The 20,268-nt window shown below is 56.6% G+C and carries 18 protein-coding genes; 15 read left to right on the top strand and 3 right to left on the bottom strand.

The window, feature by feature from the left end:
- Positions 1-9: 9 nt before the first annotated feature.
- The 9 genes from glnB to G364_RS0115385 all read left to right on the top strand — a co-directional run bounded on the left by glnB (position 10) and on the right by G364_RS0115385 (position 7,476).
- Positions 10-348, top strand: coding sequence for a nitrogen regulatory protein P-II (glnB, locus tag G364_RS0115425; RefSeq protein WP_019936040.1), 339 nt, complete (start codon positions 10-12; stop codon positions 346-348).
- 134 nt (positions 349-482) lie between these two features.
- The gene (gene luxS, locus G364_RS0115420; protein ID WP_019936039.1) at positions 483-992 is read left to right on the top strand and encodes an S-ribosylhomocysteine lyase; all 510 of its coding nucleotides are present in this window, start codon (positions 483-485) and stop codon (positions 990-992) included.
- A 130-nt stretch (positions 993-1,122) separates the two neighbouring features.
- Positions 1,123-3,459: a ribonuclease R gene (gene rnr, locus G364_RS0115415; RefSeq protein ID WP_019936038.1), complete on the top strand. Its 2,337-nt coding sequence runs from the start codon at positions 1,123-1,125 to the stop codon at positions 3,457-3,459.
- Between the two features lie 97 nt (positions 3,460-3,556).
- Positions 3,557-4,291, top strand: coding sequence for a 23S rRNA (guanosine(2251)-2'-O)-methyltransferase RlmB (rlmB, locus tag G364_RS0115410; protein ID WP_019936037.1), 735 nt, complete (start codon positions 3,557-3,559; stop codon positions 4,289-4,291).
- A 10-nt stretch (positions 4,292-4,301) separates the two neighbouring features.
- The gene (locus tag G364_RS0115405) at positions 4,302-5,165 is read left to right on the top strand and encodes a DMT family transporter (RefSeq protein ID WP_019936036.1); all 864 of its coding nucleotides are present in this window, start codon (positions 4,302-4,304) and stop codon (positions 5,163-5,165) included.
- Positions 5,166-5,525: 360 nt separating this feature from the next.
- Positions 5,526-5,897: a 30S ribosomal protein S6 gene (rpsF, locus tag G364_RS0115400; protein WP_019936035.1), complete on the top strand. Its 372-nt coding sequence runs from the start codon at positions 5,526-5,528 to the stop codon at positions 5,895-5,897.
- Positions 5,898-5,924: 27 nt separating this feature from the next.
- Positions 5,925-6,152 carry a 30S ribosomal protein S18 gene (gene rpsR, locus G364_RS0115395; protein ID WP_014291460.1) on the top strand — a complete coding sequence of 76 codons (228 nt, stop codon included), beginning with the start codon at positions 5,925-5,927 and terminating at the stop codon, positions 6,150-6,152.
- Between the two features lie 40 nt (positions 6,153-6,192).
- On the top strand, positions 6,193-6,642 hold the full coding sequence (gene rplI, locus G364_RS0115390) for a 50S ribosomal protein L9 (RefSeq protein ID WP_019936034.1): 450 nt from the start codon (positions 6,193-6,195) through the stop codon (positions 6,640-6,642).
- A 96-nt stretch (positions 6,643-6,738) separates the two neighbouring features.
- Positions 6,739-7,476 carry a ferredoxin--NADP reductase gene (locus G364_RS0115385; protein ID WP_019936033.1) on the top strand — a complete coding sequence of 246 codons (738 nt, stop codon included), beginning with the start codon at positions 6,739-6,741 and terminating at the stop codon, positions 7,474-7,476.
- A gap of 15 nt (positions 7,477-7,491) precedes the next feature.
- Here G364_RS0115385 and G364_RS17250 read toward each other — a convergent pair whose 3' ends face one another.
- The gene (locus G364_RS17250) at positions 7,492-7,659 is read right to left on the bottom strand and encodes a hypothetical protein (protein ID WP_156816528.1); all 168 of its coding nucleotides are present in this window, start codon (positions 7,657-7,659) and stop codon (positions 7,492-7,494) included.
- Positions 7,660-7,798: 139 nt separating this feature from the next.
- Here G364_RS17250 and G364_RS0115375 point away from each other — a divergent pair, with 139 nt between their 5' ends.
- Genes G364_RS0115375 through gshA form a run of 3 tightly spaced genes read left to right on the top strand, consistent with a single transcriptional unit; the run spans position 7,799 to position 13,210 of the window.
- A complete protein-coding gene (locus G364_RS0115375; protein ID WP_026344947.1) occupies positions 7,799-8,731 on the top strand; it encodes an NADP-dependent oxidoreductase in 933 nt (310 codons plus the stop codon).
- Positions 8,732-8,761: 30 nt separating this feature from the next.
- On the top strand, positions 8,762-11,566 hold the full coding sequence (locus G364_RS0115370) for a M16 family metallopeptidase (RefSeq protein WP_026344946.1): 2,805 nt from the start codon (positions 8,762-8,764) through the stop codon (positions 11,564-11,566).
- Positions 11,567-11,620: 54 nt separating this feature from the next.
- Positions 11,621-13,210 carry a glutamate--cysteine ligase gene (gshA, locus tag G364_RS0115365; RefSeq protein ID WP_019936029.1) on the top strand — a complete coding sequence of 530 codons (1,590 nt, stop codon included), beginning with the start codon at positions 11,621-11,623 and terminating at the stop codon, positions 13,208-13,210.
- A 72-nt stretch (positions 13,211-13,282) separates the two neighbouring features.
- Here the strand turns inward: gshA and G364_RS0115360 are convergent, their stop codons facing one another.
- Complete coding sequence (locus G364_RS0115360) at positions 13,283-14,029, bottom strand: outer membrane protein assembly factor BamD (RefSeq protein WP_019936028.1); 747 nt, start codon at positions 14,027-14,029, stop codon at positions 13,283-13,285.
- Between the two features lie 102 nt (positions 14,030-14,131).
- Between G364_RS0115360 and rluD the strand changes: the two genes are divergently transcribed.
- The 3 genes from rluD to clpB all read left to right on the top strand — a co-directional run bounded on the left by rluD (position 14,132) and on the right by clpB (position 18,505).
- Positions 14,132-15,112 carry a 23S rRNA pseudouridine(1911/1915/1917) synthase RluD gene (rluD, locus tag G364_RS0115355; protein ID WP_019936027.1) on the top strand — a complete coding sequence of 327 codons (981 nt, stop codon included), beginning with the start codon at positions 14,132-14,134 and terminating at the stop codon, positions 15,110-15,112.
- On the top strand, positions 15,103-15,831 hold the full coding sequence (pgeF, locus tag G364_RS0115350; RefSeq protein WP_019936026.1) for a peptidoglycan editing factor PgeF: 729 nt from the start codon (positions 15,103-15,105) through the stop codon (positions 15,829-15,831). Before rluD ends, pgeF begins: the two co-directional genes overlap by 10 nt.
- Positions 15,832-15,931: 100 nt before the next feature.
- The gene (gene clpB / locus G364_RS0115345) at positions 15,932-18,505 is read left to right on the top strand and encodes an ATP-dependent chaperone ClpB (RefSeq protein ID WP_019936025.1); all 2,574 of its coding nucleotides are present in this window, start codon (positions 15,932-15,934) and stop codon (positions 18,503-18,505) included.
- A gap of 361 nt (positions 18,506-18,866) precedes the next feature.
- On the opposite strand, the gene G364_RS0115340 is transcribed toward clpB, so the two are convergent.
- Positions 18,867-20,066, bottom strand: a complete 1,200-nt coding sequence (locus G364_RS0115340; protein WP_019936024.1) for an NnrS family protein — start codon at positions 20,064-20,066, stop codon at positions 18,867-18,869.
- Positions 20,067-20,268 lie beyond the last annotated feature (202 nt).

Genomic DNA, 20,268 nt, shown 5'->3' with positions numbered 1-20,268 from the left:
GAGCCGCCCATGAAAAAAATTGAAGCTATTATTAAACCCTTCAAGCTTGACGACGTGCGCGAGGCGTTGGCCGAGCGCGGCATTACCGGCATGACAGTATCGGAAGTAAAAGGCTTTGGTCGTCAGAAAGGGCATACCGAGCTGTATCGGGGGGCCGAGTACATGGTTGACTTTCTGCCCAAGGTCAAACTGGAGCTGGTGGTTCAGGATGAACTGGTAGAGTCTTGCATTGAAGCGATTGAAAGCACTGCCCGAACCGGCAAAATAGGGGATGGCAAAATCTTTGTGCTGGATGTTGGCCAGGTGATCCGCATTCGTACCGGTGAGCAGAACGAAGAAGCGGTGTGAACGGCGGGGAGTAGTGAATGGGGAGCAGGGAGTTGTTTTTACCATTCCTAGGACCTTAATCCCCAGTCCCTTGTTTTAACCGCCCGTTTTTTTTGCCACAATGATTGATTGAATTTGAATTAAGGAAGTATTCCATGCCACTGCTGGACAGTTTTACCGTAGATCATACCCGAATGGAGGCTCCTGCGGTGCGGGTGGCCAAAACCATGGCGACTCCCAACAAAGACACCATTACTGTCTTTGATCTGCGTTTTTGTCTGCCCAACCAGGAAATTCTTTCTGAAAAGGGCATTCATACCCTGGAGCACCTGTTTGCCGGCTTTATGCGTAACCACCTTAACGGCGACAATGTGGAGATTATCGATATTTCTCCCATGGGCTGCCGTACCGGTTTCTACATGAGTCTGGTGGGCGCGCCCGACGAGCAGCGGGTTGCTGCCGCCTGGAAAGCCGCCATGGAAGATGTACTCAAGGTAGAAAATCAGTCCGAGATCCCGGAACTTAATGAGTATCAGTGCGGCACCTATGTGATGCACTCGCTGGACGAGGCCAAGGCCATCGCCCGTAATATTATCGAGCGGGGCATTGGTGTAAACAGCAACCAGAACCTGGCGCTGCCGGAAGAAATGCTGAAAACCCTGTAAATAACGGCGGCTTCCCCGGTGACTGATGTCCGGTTAATGCGAGCACTGGCTTAACCGGACGCACTGTCACTTGTTATTCTTATTCTGTTGATATACATCCTTCTATCACAGTGCTCAAACGGACCTTCTTATGTCAGAACACCAAGATCCTTTCCAACAACGGGAAGCCGAAAAATACGAAAACCCTATCCCCAGCCGGGAGTTTATTCTTGAGCACCTGAAACAGCGCAAGACACCGGCCAACCGGGATGAAATTTTTGCCGAGCTGAATCTGGCCGGTGAAGAGCAGGAAGAAGCCCTGCGCCGCCGCCTGCGTGCCATGGAGCGCGATGGCCAGCTGGTGTTTACCCGTAATAAATGTTACGCCCTGCCCGACAAGCTGAACCTGATTAAAGGCCAGGTCATCGGCCACCGCGACGGCTTTGGTTTTGTGCGTCCGGAAGACGGCGGCGATGATCTGTTCCTGGCCCAGCGTGAAATGGACGCCGTGATGCACGGTGACTATGTGCTGGTGCAGCCCTTGCGCTTTGACTCCCGTGGCCGCCGTGAGGCGCGGCTGGTCCGTGTGCTTGAGTCCCGCAGCCTGGACGTGGTGGGTCGCTATTTTGTTGAGAACGGTGTCAGCTATGTAGTACCCGACGACAGCCGCATTGCCCAGGATATCCTTATTCCGCAGGGCGAGACCATGGGGGCACGGATGGGCCAGGTGGTGGTGATCACTATTACCCAGCGTCCTACCAAGCGCATGACTGGTATTGGCAAGGTCATTGAAGTACTGGGTGAAACCATGGACCCGGGCATGGAAATTGAAATTGCCCTGCGCACTCACGGCATTCCTCATGTATGGCCGGAAGAGGTCAAGCAGCAGGTAGCCAAACTCAGTGAAGAAGTGCCGGAAGAAGCCAAGGTGGGCCGCAAGGATTTACGCGATCTGCCGCTGGTCACCATAGACGGCGAAGATGCCCGCGACTTTGACGATGCGGTGCACTGTCAGCCCAAGCGCTCCGGCGGCTGGCGGCTGTGGGTAGCCATTGCCGATGTATCCTACTATGTGCGCCCCAACACGGCGCTGGATGCGGAAGCCTATCAGCGTGGCAACTCGGTTTACTTCCCCGAGCAGGTGATTCCCATGCTGCCCGAGGTATTATCCAACGGTTTATGTTCACTCAACCCTCAGGTAGACCGGCTGTGCATGGTGGCAGAAATGACCATATCCGCTACCGGAAAACTGTCTGGCTTCAAGTTCTATGAAGCGGTGATGAACTCCCATGCCCGCCTGACCTATACCAAAGTGGCTGCCATTCTGGAAGGAGATGAGGCCCTGCGTGAGCGTTACGCGCCGCTGGTGCCGCATCTGGAAGAGCTGAACCGCATGTTCCATGCGATGAAGGAAGCCCGCCATCAGCGTGGTGCCGTGGAGTTTGAAAGCGAAGAAACCCGCTTTGTGTTTAATCCGCAGCGTAAGATTGAACGCATTGTGCCGGTGGTGCGCAACGACGCGCACAAGATCATCGAAGAGTGCATGATCATGGCCAACGTGGCTGCCGCCCGCTTTATTGAAAAGCAGGAGGCACACGCGCTGTTCCGGGTGCATGATAAGCCGGGTGAAGAAAAACTCACCGGCTTCCGCAGCTTTTTGGGCGAGCTGGGCCTGGAGCTGAAAGGCGGCCTTGAGCCGGAGCCGGCGGATTACGCCCTGCTTGCCGAGCAGATAAAAGACAGGCCCGATGCGGAGCTTATTCAGACCATGCTGCTGCGCTCCATGAAGCAGGCGGTATATCAGGCCGAGAATAACGGTCACTTTGGTCTGGCACTGAAGTCTTACGCTCACTTTACTTCACCCATTCGCCGTTATCCGGATTTGATCCTGCACCGCGCTATCAAGGCTCAGCTGGCAAAAATGCATGGCGGCGGCGGCAGCAAGACCGGCGGCGTGCCTTACCAGTATGATCAGGTGGCCCCCATGGGTGAGCACTGCTCACTGACAGAGCGCCGTGCCGATGACGCCACCCGTGATGTAGCCGACTGGCTCAAGTGTGAATACATGCTGGACCATGTAGGCAACGAGTTTGGCGGTACCATTGCCAACGTCACCGGCTTTGGCTTCTTTGTGCGCCTGGATGAGTTTCATATTGATGGTCTGGTACATATTTCCAGCCTGCAGAATGACTACTACCAGTTTGATCCTGCCCGCCAGCAGCTGATTGGTGAAAACTTCCGTCGCCGCTACCGTTTGGGTGACAAGATTCGGGTTAAGGTCATGGCCGTCAATCTGGATGAGCGCAAGATTGACTTTGAGCTGGTGGAAGACGCACCGCAAGGCGAAGGCAAAACCGGCAAGGGTGCCAAAAACCTCAAGTCGCGTCAGCGTGCCAAGCCCACTGGCGGCAAGAGTGGCGACAAGGGTGAACAAGGCGAGAAAAGCGGCAAGTCCCGCTCTCGTAACCGCAGCCGCAAGCGCCGCTGATTAAGTTTTGGGAATAGGGATTAGGGAGCAGGGACTGGTTAATACCTGAGCCCATCCCCTATTCCCCATTCCCTAATCCCCAATCCCGAGAACAAACATGAGTAGTGAACTGATCTTCGGCATTCATGCCCTGAACGCCGCCCTGGAAAATCATCCTGAAAACATACTGGAAGTCTGGCTGCTCAAGAGCCGGGAAGACGCCCGTCTGCAAGAGGTTCAAAACCAATTGCAGCAACTGGGTGTGCGCGCCCAGCTGGCCAATCGTCAGACGCTGGATAACAAGGCAGGCGGTGCTCAGCATCAGGGAGTGGTGGCCCGGATCAAGGCATTGCCGGCATTAAACGAGTCGGATCTGGATGCGCTGCTGGCGCGTACCGAGACGCCACTGTTGCTGGTGCTGGACGGCGTCACCGACCCCCATAACCTGGGGGCCTGCCTGCGCACCGCCGATGCTGCCGGTGTGCATGGAGTGATAGTGCCCAAAGACAAGTCTGCCGGCCTGACCCCGGTAGCGCGCAAGGTGGCCTGTGGCGCTGCCGAGGTAGTGCCGCTGTTTCAGGTGACCAACCTGTCGCGCACCCTGCGGGCCCTGCAAGACAAGGGTATCTGGGTGGTGGGCACCGCCGGTGAGGCGGATCACGGCATTTATCAGGCCAAATTTACCGGGCCATTGGCATTGGTGATGGGGGCCGAGGGTAAGGGTATGCGCCGTCTGACCCGGGAGCACTGCGACGAGCTGGTCAGCATTCCCATGGCCGGCTCCGTTTCCAGCCTGAATGTGTCGGTAGCCACCGGTGTCTGCCTGTTTGAAATGGTGCGTCAGCGCGGGTAATGGAATTGACATGCAACAGCTAGTGGGCCGTATGCGGGCTGACACTCAGCTGCTGGCGATCTTATTGCTGGTACTCGGCAACCTGATGATCTCGTTTGGCGACGTGCTGGTTAAACTCATGGGCCAGAGCCAGATCACCCCTTACCAGTATGTGTTTCTGCGCTTTACCATGACGTCGTTATTGCTGCTGCCGTTCTGGTGGCGGCTGGCACCGGAGCGCAGAGGCTGGGGCCAATGGAAAATTCATTGCCTGCGTGGCCACTTGCTGCTGATGGGCTCTTCCTGTGTATTTATCAGTCTGGTGTACTTGCCGCTGGCCACCGCCAATGCGGTATTTTATGCCGCACCCCTGCTGACGTTGCCGCTGGCAGCATTGATCAGCCGGGAATCGGTGCGCCCGGCCACCTATGCGGTCAGCCTGCTGGGCTTTGGCGGCATTCTGGTGGTGCTCAACCCGGCCGAATGGCACTGGGCTGGTTGGGTGGCGTTGCTCACCGCGCTGTCGATGGCCGCTTCCAATGTGCTGGTGCGCCGTCTGCCCACAGGGCGCTCTGTGCTGGCCACCCTGTTTATGACCCAGGCGCTGTCCATTCCCGTCAGTCTGGTGCTGGCATTGCCCGGCTGGCAGCCGATTCCGGCTGATGTGTGGTGGCTGCTGATTGGCTCCACCCTGGTGGGCATTATTTATCAGGGCATCTGCATCATGGCCTACGCCATGGCCGATGCCAGCAAAATTGCCGCCAGTGAATACTCAGGGCTGATTTTCGTCACCCTGATGGGCATGGCGCTGTTTAGTGAGTTCCCTGACTGGAACGTGTATCTGGGCGCGCTTATCGTTATTGCCGCCATCGGGCTGCAACGCCGTTTACGCTGACGCTCCAGAGCTGGAAGCCTGAAGCCTGAAGCCAGAAGCTGGAAGACAAAAACAGCAGCGCCGGTGTTGCTCGAAGCAGCAGTGGGGATTGCCGTAGCCGACCATAAAATGCCATGGATGGCATTTTCGAGCATTACATGGATGTACTTGTAGCGTGTCGGCGGAGTGCAACCGCGCTGATGCTTCGCATCGCGCACACTGTGGCGGCTTTCTGCTTCAAGCTGACCGCTAAAAGCTTTCTTTTCCGTTGGTTATGTCTTAAACTACGCCGCCTTGAAATCAGTCATTAAAACCCAAGTTCCTTGCCTCCGCTGGTGTGACTGAGCCCGCGCAGAGGCTATAACCCGTAAGGAGCAATCCATGCGTCATTACGAAATCGTATTTATGGTTCACCCTGACCAGAGTGAACAGGTTCCCGGCATGATCGAGCGCTACACCGGCGCCATCACTACTGCCGGTGGTCAAATCCACCGTCTGGAAGACTGGGGCCGTCGTCAGCTGGCTTACCCGATCAACAAACTGCATAAAGCTCACTACGTTCTGATGAACGTTGAGTCTGACCAGGCTGTGATCGACGAGCTGGAAACCAACTTCCGCTACAACGACGCCGTGCTGCGCAACATGATCATGCGCACCAAGCAAGCCGTTACCGAGCCTTCCGAAATGGCCAAGGCCAAGGAAGAGCGTCAGCCCCGTCGCGACGATGCTCGCGCCGAAGCCGCTGCCGAGTAATTCACGTTTTAGTAGAGGAAGAGAATCATGGCACGTTATTTCCGTCGTCGTAAGTTCTGCCGTTTCACCGCTGACGGTGTTACCGAGATCGATTACAAAGACATCGCTACCCTGAAGAACTACATCACCGAGTCCGGTAAAATCGTACCGAGCCGCATCACCGGCACCCGCGCTAAATATCAGCGCCAGCTGGCCCGTGCGATCAAACGCGCTCGTTACCTGGCCCTGCTGCCTTACACCGATCTGCACAAGTAAGCAGCGGCCTAACTCGTACCTGTAAAGAGGAAAGGTAATCATGCAAGTAATTCTGCTGGATAAAATCGCCAAGCTGGGCGGCCTGGGTGACCAGGTAACCGTAAAGTCCGGTTATGCCCGTAACTTCCTGCTGCCTCAGGGCAAAGCAGTACTGGCGACCAAAGACAACGTAGCAGCGTTTGAAGCCCGCCGCGCCGAGCTGGAAGCCAAACTGGCCGATCAGCTGTCTGCTGCCCAGGCCCGTGCTGATCAACTGGCTGCTCTGGAAGCCGTTGTTATCGAGTCCAAGTCTGGCGACGAAGGCAAGCTGTTCGGCTCCATCGGTGCCCGTGACGTGGCCGATGCCATCACTGCTGCCGGTGTTGAAGTAGCCAAGAGCGAAGTTCGTCTGTACGACGGCGTTCTGCGTAACGTAGGTGAATACGAAATCGGTGTTCAGCTGCACGCTGATGTTAAAGCGACTGTTACCATCCAGGTGGTAGCTGCCTGAGTTAAGGCACCGCTTTGAAAAAACCCGCGCTTGTCGCGGGTTTTTTATTGCCCGCGTTCCGGCTAAAGTGGAAGAAACACTGAGGGAGGGCGCGTTATGGCAGACTGGATCACAGCGCGGGTCAAAGCCCGTAAAACCTGGTCGAATAATCTTTTTTCACTGGTGCTGGATGCTGATGTGGCAACGTTCAAGGCCGGTCAGTTCACCAAACTGGCGCTGCACACTGACGATAAAAAAGTGGCCCGGGCTTATTCCTATGTCAATGCTCCCGGTCAGGATCCCGAGTTTTACGTGATCACCATTCCTGAAGGGCAGCTTACACCCTGGCTGGCCAATCTTGAGGTGGGTGACGAACTGCTGGTGCAGCATAGTGCTGCCGGCTTTCTGACTCTCGATGAGGTGCCTTGCGGCCGGGACTTATGGCTGATGGCCACCGGCACCGGGGTGGGGCCCTTTGTTTCCATGCTGGCGGAAGGCAGCTGCTGGCAGCAGTTCGAGAACATTGTGCTGGTGCATGGCGTGCGTTTTGCCGACGAGCTGGGTTATCGGCGACAGATAGCAGAGCTCACTGAAGGGCGCAGTCAGTTTCAGTATATTCCTTTTGTTTCCCGCGAAGACACCGGCGGCACCCAGACCGGCCGCATTACTCATGCCATCAGTGATGGCAGTCTGGAGCGAAAGGCCGGCCTCCCATTCACTCCAGAGCACAGCCGGGTGATGCTTTGCGGCAACCCGCAAATGGTGCGTGACACTCTTACTGAACTAAAAAACAAAGGCCTGCAGAAACACCTGCGCCGTAAACCCGGTCAGATCTTGATGGAAAACTACTGGTGAAAACAAAGCTGTGTGTTAGCGGGTGAGCACCATCATCAGACTGAGGAAGGCCGCCAGACCCCAGCCCAGGCCCATTATCCAGTAAAACCCTTTGGCCCCTTTTTTGATGGGAATGTGGTGGTACAGCAAAAAGAAAAACCACAGCAGCGCTGGAATAAGCGGTAGCAAAAACAATCGGGTCATGGCCATTCCTCTGGGGTTGTCGTCTATGCTTCATTGCACTGTAGCAAGACCGAGGCGGCACGCCAACCAGCCTTCAGGCCTGAACAAAGCCGTGCTATGGTGCTGCTTGCATGAGCCTCACATGGAAAAGGAGTCCGATATGAAACAGCTTGTCATTACTGCCTTTGGCGGCCCGGAAAAACTGCAACTGACCGAAGCCGACCATCCGCCGCTGGCATCCAAGCAAATGCGTCTTAAAATGCATTATGCCGGGGTCAACCCGGTGGACGCCAAAACCCGTGCCGGGCTGGGCTGGGGAGCTGAAGCCATCAAAGACAGCCTGCCCTGGTCACCGGGTTTTGAAGTGGCCGGAGAAGTACTGGAAGTCGGTTCGGAGGTATGTCGCTTTATGCCTGGAGACCGAGTATTCGGGCTGGTAAGAGGCGGAGCCTACAGCGAAGAACTGGTAGTGAATTGCGATGAAATGATGCCGCTGCCTGATGAAGTCTCTTACGAAATGGCCGGTGGCCTGGCGCTGGCCGGCACTACCGCCTGGCAGGGATTGATGGTTCATGGTGGCCTGCAACAGGGCGAGCGGGTGCTGATTTCCGCCGCTGCAGGTGGTGTGGGGCACCTGGCGGTACAGCTGGCGAAAGCGGAAGGTGCCACTGTGGTGGCGCTGACCTCAACGGCCAATCAGGACTTTGTGACAGGGCTGGGTGCCGACGAAGTGGTGGATTATCACGATCATGCGGCTGTGGCCAGCATAGCGCCGGTGGATCTGTTTCTTGATCTGGTGGGGGGAACTTCTGGTGAAACACTTTTGTCTCAGGTGAAACCAAATGGCCGTGTGGTGACGGTGCCCACCATTACTGCCGATCAGGTCATTGCCGCCGCCCAAAAGAAAGGTATTCGTGCCACCGGCATGCTCAAGGAGAATGATAATGAGCAGCTGGCCATGCTGGCCGATGCGGTAGCAGAAGGGCGGCTAACAGTGGAAGTAAGCCAGGTCTTTGAGCTGGCCGACGGTGCTGACGCCCACCGCCAGATAGAAACCGGTCATACCCGTGGCAAGGTGCTGCTGCGGGGCTGACCGGCATTGTTGTAAACATAAGGAAACTTCATGAAGTATTGGTCGTTGTTACTCTTGTTGTGCCCGCTGGCCGCTCAGGCAGCCCCCACGCTGATAAAAACAGTGGAGAAAGGTCAGGATGAGCTGGTGATCCCCTACCAGCAGTACCGGCTGGATAATGGTCTGACGGTGATCCTCAACCCCGACAAGTCCGATCCCCTGGCTCATGTGGAAGTGACCTACCATGTCGGATCCGCGCGGGAAGAGCCGGATCAAACCGGCTTTGCGCATTTTTTTGAGCACATGATGTTTCAGGGATCCAAGCATGTGGGAGATCAGCAGCATTTTCGCTTGATCAATGAAGCCGGCGGCACCATGAACGGCACCACCAATCAGGACAGAACCAATTACTTTCAGACCGTGCCCGCCAATCATCTGGAAAAGGTGCTCTGGCTGGAAGCCGATCGCATGGGCTTTCTGCTGGAGGCGGTGAGTCAGCGCAAATTTGAAATTCAGCGCGACACCGTCAAGAACGAGCGGGCACAACGCATTGATAATCAACCCTATGGTCTGGTGGGGGAGCGCATGGATGAGCTGCTCTATCCCCGCGACCATCCTTACAGCTGGCCGACCATCGGCTATGTGGAAGACCTGGACAGAGTGGATGTTAACGATCTCAAGGCCTTCTTTCTGCGCTGGTACGGCCCCAATAACGCCACCCTGGTGATCTCCGGTGATTTCGACACCGGGCAGACGCTGGCGTGGATAGAAAAATACTTTGGTCCCATTCCTGCCGGCCCCGAGGTCAAGCGGGCCGAGCCGGCCCCGGCAAAACTGGAACGCAACCGTCATCAGACCCTGGAAGACTCACGCATTCGCATGCCCATGCTGTATGTGTCTTACCCTACCGTCTGGCTGGGTAACAAAGACGAAGCGGCGCTGGATGTGCTGGCCAATGTGCTGGGTGGCGGCAAGAGTTCGCTGCTCTATCAGGAACTGGTAGAAACCGGCAAGGCGGTGTCGGCAGGAGCGGGGCACTACTGCTCCGAGCTGGCCTGTACCTTCAGCATCTGGGCCTACGCCAACCCGTCTAAAAACGGCGATTTAACCCCGCTCAAGGCCGATGTGGAGCGCATTATCAACAGCGTGGTGGAGCGCGGCATTCAGCCCGAGGACGTATCCAAGGCAGTGACCGAGTTGCGCGCTGATCTTATTCTTGGCCTCGACAGCGCCAGGGGCAAGGCCCGTCAGCTGTCACTGGGGCAGGTGCTGCAGGACGATCCCCTGTATGCCATCAATGCCTGGCGACAACTGGCCGGCACCACGCCCGATGAAGTCACCGCTGCCTATCAGCGCTATCTCAAAAATCAGCCTCACGCTCTGTTGAGTGTGGTGCCTGCGGGCAAGACCGATTGGCAGGCCGCGGAGCCGGATTATGTCACGCCCGAGCGGGAGCTGCCCGAGCGGCAGCATATTGACGAGCTGCCCCTGCGCACCGTGCAGGACGACTTTGACCGCAGTGTGATACCCAATGCCGGCGAGCCGGTGAGTGTGGCTGTGCCACCGTTGTGGCAGGAAACCATTGGCGACAATATTCAGCTTCTGGGCACGGTAAACGACGAAATTCCGGCTGTGTCGCTGATCTTTGCCCTTCCCGGCGGCCAGCGCGCCGAAGCCGAGGGCGAAGCAGGGCTGGCGGCCCTGACTGCTGCCATGATGGATCAGGGGACCGAGCGGCTCAGTAATGGTGACTTCAGCGAAGCGCTGGAGCGGCTGGGGGCCAGTGTGAATGTGCGCAGTGGTTTTTATACCAATCTGATAGAAGTGACCAGCCTGACTGACCAGCTGCCTGCGACTCTTGAGCTGGTGAAAGAGCTGCTGTTCCATCCGGGGTTTCGTCAGGCAGATTTCGACAAGGTAAAAGCGCGTATGCTGGAGTCCATGGCCCAGAGTCGTAATCAGCCGTCCTGGCTGGCACAGCAAGGGTTTAATGAGCTGATGTATGGCAACAGCCGGCTGGGTCTGCCCGACGAGGGCATGCCGGAAAATCTGGAAAGCTTTACGCTGGAGCAGGTAAAAGCCTTTTATCAACGCTACTACAACCCCAAAAACGGCCATGTGATTATTGCCGGCGACCTGTCTGCCGATCAGGCAAAAACGCAGCTTGGTTTTTTGACCCAATGGCAGGGGGATGCTCCGGCGTTGCCGACAATTGACGTGCCGGAACAGGCCGCCGAGCCGGGTATTTATGTTATTGATATGCCCGGGGCGGTTCAGTCCGTATTGCGGGCAGGCCGCCGGGCGTTGCCGGTGGATGCTACTGGCCCCTACTTTTATGGCCAGCTGATGAACTATAACCTGGGTGGTAATTTCAACAGCCGTATTAACCAGAACCTGCGGGAAGACAAGGGCTATACCTATGGTGCCTATTCCTACTTCAGCGGCAACCGGGAGGCGGGTGCCTTTGTGGTATCGGCAGATGTACGCGGTGATGCCACCGCCGGTGCCATTACCGAAGTTCTGCAGGAAATGCAGCAATTTGCTGCTAAAGGACCCACGGCGGAAGAGCTGGCCTATCTGAAGAGCAGTTACTCCCAGCAGGATGCCCTTAGTTATGAAACCCTGGGCAAGAAAGCCGGTTTTCTGCTGAACCTGGCCATGCTGGAGCTGTCGCCGGATTACCTCAGCCAGCAGCAGCAAATTGTGTCTGAAGTAAATGCCGCCACTCTGACCGAACAGGCCAAAAAGTGGCTGGATCCTGAGCAAATGGTTATTGTCGTTGCCGGTGACAAGACAAAACTTGAAAAATCACTGGCAGAACTCAATCTTCCCATGCACGATTTAATCATTGAATAACGAGGCCAAGCCTCCCGCGGTGCTAACAAGCACCGCGGCCAAGAGCGAACCATAATGACCAAAACAACCGCTTCCCTGCAGCAGCGCCTGCGGGCATTTCAGCGTTCCGACAAACTGCCTTCCATCAAGGGCATTCGTCGCGGCATAGAGCGTGAAAGTCTGCGTATTACTCCCGACGGCCAGCTGGCGCATACCCCCCATCCCAGTGCATTGGGCTCGGCCCTGAGCCATGCTCATATCACCACTGATTTTTCCGAGTCACTGATGGAGTTCATTACGCCGGTATCTGACTCGGTAGAAACCTTGCTGGCTCAGCTCAGTGATATTCATCGTTATACGGTGCGTCATCTGGATGGCGAACAGCTCTGGCCGCTGAGCATGCCCTGTTTGCTGAAAAGCGATCAACATATTCCCCTGGCGCAATATGGCAGTTCCAATGTGGGCCGCATGAAAACCCTCTACCGGCAGGGGCTGCATCATCGTTATGGCAGCAGCATGCAGGTGATCTCGGGAGTACACTTTAACTTCTCCATGCCCGACAGCTTCTGGGTAGAATGGCACGAGCTGGAAGGTAACGGCAGTTATCTGCAGGATTTTGTTTCTGAAGCCTACCTGGGGTTGATTCGTAATTTCTACCGCTTTGGCTGGCTTATTCCTTATCTGTTCGGTGCCTCGCCGGCGTTGTGTGGCTCCTTTCTGCAGGGCCGGGAGCATAAACTGCCCTTTGAGCGGCTGGGCAAGGGCACTCTTTATCTGCCTTATGCCACTTCATTGCGCATGTCGGATCTGGGCTACACCAACAATGCTCAGGCCGGACTGAATATTTCCCTGAACAGCCTGGATGAATATGTGGCCAGTCTGCGCCGGGCCATTGGCACTCACGCCCCCGAGTTTGCCCGCATTGGCGTGAAAGTGGATGGCGAATACCGTCAGCTCAACGACAATGTGCTGCAGATTGAAAACGAGCTCTATGCGCCCATCCGGCCCAAGCGTACCGCCGAAAGCGGCGAAAAACCGTCGGAAGCGCTGGAAGCCAGGGGGGTGGAATATATTGAAGTGCGCTCGGTGGATGTAAATCCCTTCTCGCCGGTGGGCATAGCGCCTGAGCAGATCCGTTTTCTCGATACCTTCCTGCTCTGGTGTCTGCTCACGCCCTCGGCACCGCTGGAAGAAGACGAAATTGCCCTTAACCGGCGCAATTTCAACAAGGTGGTGATGGAAGGGCGCAAGCCGGGTCTGATGCTGGAGCAGTTTAACCAGGACGACATCACCATAAAGGAACTGGGCGAGCATTACTTTGCCGGGCTGGCAGACGTGGCGGCACTGCTTGACGCCTGCTGTGGCAGGGGCTGTTACGGCAAGGCGCACGAGCAGCAACTGGCGGCCATGCGCGATCCCGGGCTGACCCTGTCGGCAAAAGTGCTGAGCGAGCTGAAACAACGCAACACCGACATTTTGCCCTTTGGCATGGAGCTGTCCCGTCGCTACGGCGAACACTTTGCCGATGTGCTGCCCCGTTACTGGGATGATAGCTACTTTGACGAAGAGGGAGCCCGTTCTCTGGCCCGTCAGCGCAAGCTGGAAGAGTCCGACACCGTCAGCTTTGATGACTTTCTCACGGCTTATTTTTCAGCCAGTGAGTGATGCCGGCAGGCTGAATATCAGGTAATAAAAAACCCGCTGTTGCGGGTTTTTTGCATTTAACCGACAGGAAACTTACCCCGCAGGATAGTTGGCCTTGAGCACTGCTTTGGCGTGGTTGGCCATTTCGGTCAGGCCCAGTTTGTTGTAAGCCTGCTCCATAATCTCAAGAGCGGGCTTGAGTTGCTCGGTGTCGGGATAGGTTTCCACTACAAACTTGGCCCGGTTGGCGGCAGCCAGCCAGGCTTTGCGTTTTACGTAATAATTGGCCACTGCCAGATCATATCGGGCCAGACGGTTTTTCAGGCTGATCATGCGGGCCTTGGCATCAGCGGCATAAACACTGTCGGGGTGCTGGCGCAGCAGCTGACGAAAATCGGCAAAGGCCTGGCGTGCATAGGTAGGATCACGATCTGCGCGATCTATGTTGAACAGGTTCTGAAAGAAATTGTAGTCTGCCGACATATTGGTCAGACCGCGCATATAGCGGGCATAGTCCACGCTGGGGTGATTGGGGTTCAGGCGAATAAAGCGATCTATGTTGGCCAACGCCCGTACTGTATCGTCCTGTTTGTAGTAAGCATAAATGAGATCCAGCTGTACCTGATTGGAGTAGGCACCAAACGGATAGCGCGAGTCCATGGCTTCCAGCAACTCGGCGGCGCGAATGTAGTTTCCGGCCTGCAGGCGTTCCCGGGCGTCCTGATACAGTACTTCCGGTGCCTCGTCCGGAACGTCGTTCTTGCTGGTGCTGGAGCAGCCGGTGGCGGCCAGCGCCAGAGTGAGTGTCAGGGTGAGCCAGAGGCTTGATTGTTTCGCCATTGAAAAGTCCATTGTGATTGCAAAATTCGGAAACTGATTAAGCTCAGCGTCAAGAACCGCTAGAATAACCAATTAAATCCTATTTGGTAACCAGTGGTCTTCATGAGCCAGCATATCGAACTGAACGGCACCGTCGCCGATCATCAATACGGTCAACGTCTGGACCAGGCGTTGGCGGAAATGTTCCCCGATTATTCCCGTTCACGCATTAAAACCTGGATTCAGCAGGATCTGGTGCAAATCGACGGCACAGTCGTCAGCAAGCCCCGGGAAAAGGTGCTGCCGGGCCAGCAGGTGGTGGTGAACGCCGAGCTGGAAGACGAAGTCCGGTTCGAGCCTCAGGCCATTGAACTGAACATCGTCTATGAAGACGACGACATTATGGTAATCAACAAACCCGCCGGTCTGGTGGTGCACCCGGGTGCCGGCACCCCCGACGGCACTTTGCTCAATGCGCTGCTGCATCATTGCCCGGCCATTGCCGAGGTGCCCCGTGCCGGCATAGTGCACCGCCTCGACAAAGACACCACAGGTCTGATGGTGGTGGCCAAGACCATACCGGCGCAAACCCATCTGGTTACGGCGCTGCAGGCGCGCAATATTACTCGGGAATATGAAGCCGTGGCCATTGGCCATATGACCGCCGGCGGCACGGTAGACGCCAATATTGGTCGTCATCCTACTCAGCGCATTCAGATGGCGGTGATTCCCTCCGGCAAGCCGGCGGTCACTCACTACCGGGTGATGGAAAAATTCCGCGCCCACACTCGCTTGCGGGTGCGGCTGGAAACCGGCCGTACCCACCAGATTCGTGTGCATATGGCTCACCTCAAGCATCCGCTGGTGGGGGATCCGGTATACGGTGGCCGGCTCAAGCCGCCCCGGGCCGCCGAGCCGGAGCTGATGGACTTTTTGCGGGGCTTTAAACGCCAGGCGCTGCATGCGGTTATGCTGCGGCTGGAGCACCCTATCAGTGGTGAGCTGATGGAATGGCATGCACCTATTCCCGACGACATGGTTAAATTGGTGGAGGTGCTGCGTGCCGACACCGAAGCACATCCGGATGATCTGGTATGGATATAATTCTGCCCAACTGGCCGGCACCGGCCAATGTTGGCTCGGCTCAGAGCACCCGCACCGGTGGTGTGAGTGCCGCCCCCTGGCACAGCCTGAATCTGGGCGCTCATGTGGGCGATCATATTGCCCATGTGCGCACCAACCGGGAGCGACTGGCGGCGTGTCTTAATTTGCCGGAAGATCCGTTGTGGCTGGAGCAGGTGCACGGCACTCGTGTGCTCACCCTGCCGGCAGAAAACGACAATCTTACCGCCGATGCGGTGATCAGCCGTACACCCGGACAGATTTGTACTGTGATGACGGCCGACTGCCTGCCGGTGCTATTCTGTGATGAAGCCGGTACCGTAGTGGGAGCTGCCCATGCCGGCTGGCGCGGGCTGGCTGCCGGCATATTGGAAGCCACCCTGCAGGAAATGGACGCGGATCCTGCCTCTGTGCTGGTCTGGCTGGGCCCGGCCATAGGCCCCACTGCCTTTGAAGTGGGAAGCGAAGTGCGCGATGCCTTTATGGCGCACTCGGCGCTGGCGCAAGATGCCTTTGTGGCTCATGGAGAGAAGTGGCTGGCCAATATTTACCATCTGGCCCGGCTGCGGCTGGCAGCAGCTGGGGTGCACCATATCTACGGTGGTAAATACTGCACCTTCACTGACTCTGAACGATTTTTTTCCTACCGGCGCGACGGCCAGACCGGACGCATGGCCACCATGGTCTGGTTAAATGAGTAAAAACCAATAAGCACCGGTTGAAAATTCGTCGAAAGTCCCCATTCTTAGTATCAGAATTAAGCTTGTATGCCCGCTGTGCGGGCGTTTGAGGAGAAAGCTGATGCGTCTTGATCGTCTTACCAGTAAATTTCAACTTGCCCTGCAAGACGCCCAGTCAATGGCGCTGGGGCGGGATCATGCCTATATAGAACCGGCTCACTTGCTGGTAGCCATGCTTAACCAGGAGGGCGGCACCATACGCCCGCTGCTCACCACTGCCGGCGTGGACGGCAATGCCCTGCGGGTAGAGCTCGATAAATCTCTTGACCGCCTGCCCAAAGTCAGCGGCGGCGATATGGATGTGCAGGTATCCCCTGTGCTGGGCCGGCTGTTGAACCAGTGCGACAAGCTGGCTCAGCAGCGTAAGGATGCCTACATCTCTTCCGAACTGTTTCTGCTTGCCTCCCTTGATGACAAGGGCGAGCTGGGTGAGTTGCTCAAGCGGGTGGGGCTGACCAAAGACAGGCTTACCAAGGCCATTGATCAAGTGCGTGGCGGCCAGAAGGTAGATGATCCGAATGCGGAAGAAAATCGTCAGGCACTGGAAAAGTACACCATCGATCTCACCGAGCGGGCCGAGCAGGGCAAGCTGGATCCGGTGATCGGCCGGGATGATGAAATTCGCCGTACCATTCAGGTGCTGCAACGGCGCACCAAGAACAACCCTGTGCTGATCGGTGAACCCGGCGTGGGTAAAACCGCCATTGCCGAAGGACTGGCCCAGCGCATTATTAACGGTGAGGTACCGGAAGGGCTCAAGAACAAACGGGTACTGTCACTTGATATGGGCGCGTTGATCGCCGGTGCCAAATATCGCGGTGAGTTTGAAGAGCGGCTCAAGGCGCTGCTGAACGAGCTTGCCAAGGAAGAGGGCAGGGTGATCCTCTTTATCGACGAGCTGCACACCATGGTGGGGGCCGGCAAGGGCGAAGGGGCCATGGACGCAGGCAATATGCTCAAACCGGCGCTGGCCCGGGGTGAGTTGCACTGTGTGGGTGCGACCACACTGGATGAATATCGTCAGTATGTGGAAAAAGACGCAGCGCTGGAGCGGCGTTTTCAGAAAGTGCTGGTCGATCAGCCGACGGTGGAAGACACCATCGCCATTTTGCGTGGTCTTAAAGAACGCTATGAGCTGCACCACCATGTGCAGATCACGGATCCGGCCATCGTGGCGGCGGCGACGCTGTCTCACCGTTACATTGCCGATCGTCAGTTGCCCGACAAGGCCATTGATCTGATCGACGAAGCAGCGTCCAGCATTCGTCTGCAGATCGACTCCAAGCCTGAGCCGCTGGATAAACTCGACCGGCGCATTATTCAGTTAAAGCTGGAAGAGCAGGCGCTGCTCAAGGAAGACGACGAAGGCAGCCGCAAACGATTGCAGCTTATTCGCGACGAGCTGGACGAGAAAGAAAAGGAATATGCCGAGCTGGAAGAGGTATGGACCTCTGAAAAAGCCGCACTGGCAGGCACTCAGCATATCAAAGCCGAGCTGGAGCAGGTTCGTCAGGAGCTGGAAGTGGCCCGCCGGGCCAGCGATCTGGCGCGTATGTCCGAGCTGCAGTATGGCCGCATTCCCGAGCTGGAGAAACAGCTGGATCTGGCCGCTCAGGCCGAGATGCAGGAGCAGCACCTGCTGAAAAACCGGGTTACCGATGAAGAAATTGCCGATGTGCTGTCGCGCTGGACCGGCATTCCCGTGGCCAAAATGCTGGAAGGGGAAAAAGACAAGCTGTTGCGTATGGAAGACAGCCTGCATGAGCAGGTGATTGGCCAGAACGAGGCGGTGGATGCGGTTTCCAATGCCATTCGCCGCAGCCGGGCGGGGTTGTCGGATCCCAACCGGCCGGTGGGCTCCTTCCTGTTTATGGGCCCCACCGGGGTGGGCAAAACCGAGCTGTGCAAGGCGCTGGCGGATTTTCTGTTCGACAGCCGTGACGCCATGGTGCGCATCGATATGTCGGAATTTATGGAGAAGCACTCTGTGTCCCGTCTGGTGGGCGCGCCTCCCGGTTACGTGGGCTATGAGGAAGGCGGTTACCTGACCGAGGCGGTGCGGCGCAAACCCTACTCGGTGATCCTGCTGGACGAGGTGGAAAAAGCGCACCCGGACGTGTTCAACATTCTGCTGCAGGTGCTGGATGACGGCCGCCTGACCGATGGTCAGGGCCGTACCGTGGATTTCCGTAATACGGTGGTGATCATGACCTCCAACATCGGATCGGATCTTATTCAGGAGCACAGTGCTTCCAAAGATTATGATCAGATGAAGGCCATGCTGATGGAGGTGCTGGGGCATCAGTTCCGCCCCGAGTTTATTAACCGTATCGACGAAATAGTGGTGTTCCATCCGCTGGCGCAGGAGCAGATCAAGTCCATTGCCCGCATTCAGCTGCAAGGGCTGGTGCAGCGGCTTGAGGCCATGGACTATGACGTGTCGGTGACCGATGCCCTGCTGGACAAGCTGGCTTCTGCCGGGTTCGATCCGCTGTTTGGTGCAAGGCCGCTCAAGCGGGCCATTCAGAGCAAGGTGGAAGATCCCCTGGCTCAGGCCATGCTCTCTGGCAAAGTGGTGCCCGGTAAAGTACTGACACTCGATGCCGACGACAACGGCCTGGTACTGAACCAGTAATTCAGCCATAAGGGGTTAGGCTGTCTAATATTATCGTTTGATGAGTAGTGCACCACCGTCGGACAAAGCGCACTGCCTCTCCGGCACGCCGTGAATACATCCATGTAGGCTCCGTTGCGCCTTCCCTGGCGCAAAGGGCACGGCGAAGCAGACACCCTTTGCCCTCCTCGGAGCGCATTGAGCTGACTGACAGCAAGCAGACAACGCCGGTGTTGCCCGAAGTAGCAGTGGGGATTGCCGGAGCCGACCATAAAATGCCATGGATGGCATTTTCGAGCGCTACATGGATGTACTCGCAGCGTGTCGGCGGAGTGCAACCGCGCTGATGCTTCGAGTTGCGCCCTTGCTCACTCTTCACCGCTTAACCCGGCCGGCCATCGGCTCTGGGTTGTGTCAGTATGGGCCAGTAAATCCGGCAGAAGAGACCAAAGGCCATCACCCAGGCCAAAGCGCTCACATCATAAGCCATACGGGTCAGGCCGGGGGCCAGCATGGGTAACAGAGCGCGCACCAGGCCGGCAATAATCACCAGCATAAAGGCGATGACCATGGGCTTTTTCAGCTCCAGTGGCCGGCCCGAGTGGCCCAGAGACACACGGGCAATCATACCCAGGATTACCGTGCCCATGGCACCGGCAGTGAGCCAGTGACTGGCCAGTGACACTGTAATGCCCCAGTTAAGGATGGCGGCCGCCATGGCCAGCAGCCCCAGTGGAACAAACAAATAACCGATGTGCAGCACCCACAGCAGCGGAATGTCTTTGGTCAGCTTGTTGTTCCAGCGGGATAAGCGAACAAAGTGCGTCACAGCGGCAATCACCAGTACCAAGGCCAGTAAACCATTAAACAGCGAGGTTCTCGGCAGCATCAACCAGCCCAGGGTGGCCAGCCAGATAGAGCCCAGTGCCAGTTTCTCGAGTGCAGGAATGGCATCAGGTTTGTCGGTACCGGTGGCTCGGGCAGTAAAAAACGGAATCACCCGGCCGCCCATAACAGTAATAAGAGCGGCAATCGCCAACACGGCGGTTGTGAACACCCGCTCCGCCAGCAGCCAGTTATGGCTGAATGCCGCGTAGTAGCTGAGCGCGTTTAGCAACATCATAAACATCAGCAGGGGAGCAAAGAACAGATTGCGCCATTGCTTTACCTGAATAACCGGCCGCGCCAGAAAGCCGGCGACCAAGGGCAACCAGAGTAAATCCAGCACTATCACCAGGTCGTTCAGCTCGCCTCGCAACGGCATCAGCAAGCGGGGCAGCAGCCAGAGACCGGAAACCAGTGCCAGCGGCCAGCCGCGCACGCCGGGAATGCCAGTCCAGTTCTGCATGGCGGTAAGTACAAACCCCGCGATAATGGCCAGACCAAAACCAAAGATCATTTCATGAGCGTGCCACCAGATAGGGTTGCTGACACCGGGCAGCAGTGCCATACCTCTTAAAGACAGCAGCCACACCAGCATGGCCAGGCAGGAGAACAAGGCTCCGCCAAGAAAAAATACGCGAAACCCCAGCCGGAACAGGGGCACTATTTTGTTTTCCTTTTGTGCATCCAAAATTTGCATATAGCCACCTTTAATTGCATTTCATATGACTATTATAAGTGTTCACGTCAAAGGCAACTTGAATCAGATCAAAACTAGTCAAAAAAACCGCTTCAGTATGAATTTTGAGCGAACGGTTTTAAAGTGACAAAAAACGTCAAAAAAGCCCTTGCGCAAAAATCGCGGCTCCCTATAATGCGCATCCACTGACACGGGGCAACAC

Source organism: Oceanimonas smirnovii ATCC BAA-899 (assembly GCF_000381965.1).
Lineage (GTDB): Bacteria > Pseudomonadota > Gammaproteobacteria > Enterobacterales > Aeromonadaceae > Oceanimonas > Oceanimonas smirnovii.
This window is presented reverse-complemented; position numbering and strand designations above follow the sequence as displayed.

Coding starts and splice junctions, on each gene's coding strand:
- glnB (WP_019936040.1), top strand. CDS start 10: ATGAAAAAAATTGAAGCTATTATTAAACCCTTCAAGCTTGACGACGTG.
- luxS (WP_019936039.1), top strand. CDS start 483: ATGCCACTGCTGGACAGTTTTACCGTAGATCATACCCGAATGGAGGCT.
- rnr (WP_019936038.1), top strand. CDS start 1,123: ATGTCAGAACACCAAGATCCTTTCCAACAACGGGAAGCCGAAAAATAC.
- rlmB (WP_019936037.1), top strand. CDS start 3,557: ATGAGTAGTGAACTGATCTTCGGCATTCATGCCCTGAACGCCGCCCTG.
- G364_RS0115405 (WP_019936036.1), top strand. CDS start 4,302: ATGCAACAGCTAGTGGGCCGTATGCGGGCTGACACTCAGCTGCTGGCG.
- rpsF (WP_019936035.1), top strand. CDS start 5,526: ATGCGTCATTACGAAATCGTATTTATGGTTCACCCTGACCAGAGTGAA.
- rpsR (WP_014291460.1), top strand. CDS start 5,925: ATGGCACGTTATTTCCGTCGTCGTAAGTTCTGCCGTTTCACCGCTGAC.
- rplI (WP_019936034.1), top strand. CDS start 6,193: ATGCAAGTAATTCTGCTGGATAAAATCGCCAAGCTGGGCGGCCTGGGT.
- G364_RS0115385 (WP_019936033.1), top strand. CDS start 6,739: ATGGCAGACTGGATCACAGCGCGGGTCAAAGCCCGTAAAACCTGGTCG.
- G364_RS17250 (WP_156816528.1), bottom strand. CDS start 7,659: ATGACCCGATTGTTTTTGCTACCGCTTATTCCAGCGCTGCTGTGGTTT.
- G364_RS0115375 (WP_026344947.1), top strand. CDS start 7,799: ATGAAACAGCTTGTCATTACTGCCTTTGGCGGCCCGGAAAAACTGCAA.
- G364_RS0115370 (WP_026344946.1), top strand. CDS start 8,762: ATGAAGTATTGGTCGTTGTTACTCTTGTTGTGCCCGCTGGCCGCTCAG.
- gshA (WP_019936029.1), top strand. CDS start 11,621: ATGACCAAAACAACCGCTTCCCTGCAGCAGCGCCTGCGGGCATTTCAG.
- G364_RS0115360 (WP_019936028.1), bottom strand. CDS start 14,029: ATGGCGAAACAATCAAGCCTCTGGCTCACCCTGACACTCACTCTGGCG.
- rluD (WP_019936027.1), top strand. CDS start 14,132: ATGAGCCAGCATATCGAACTGAACGGCACCGTCGCCGATCATCAATAC.
- pgeF (WP_019936026.1), top strand. CDS start 15,103: ATGGATATAATTCTGCCCAACTGGCCGGCACCGGCCAATGTTGGCTCG.
- clpB (WP_019936025.1), top strand. CDS start 15,932: ATGCGTCTTGATCGTCTTACCAGTAAATTTCAACTTGCCCTGCAAGAC.
- G364_RS0115340 (WP_019936024.1), bottom strand. CDS start 20,066: ATGCAAATTTTGGATGCACAAAAGGAAAACAAAATAGTGCCCCTGTTC.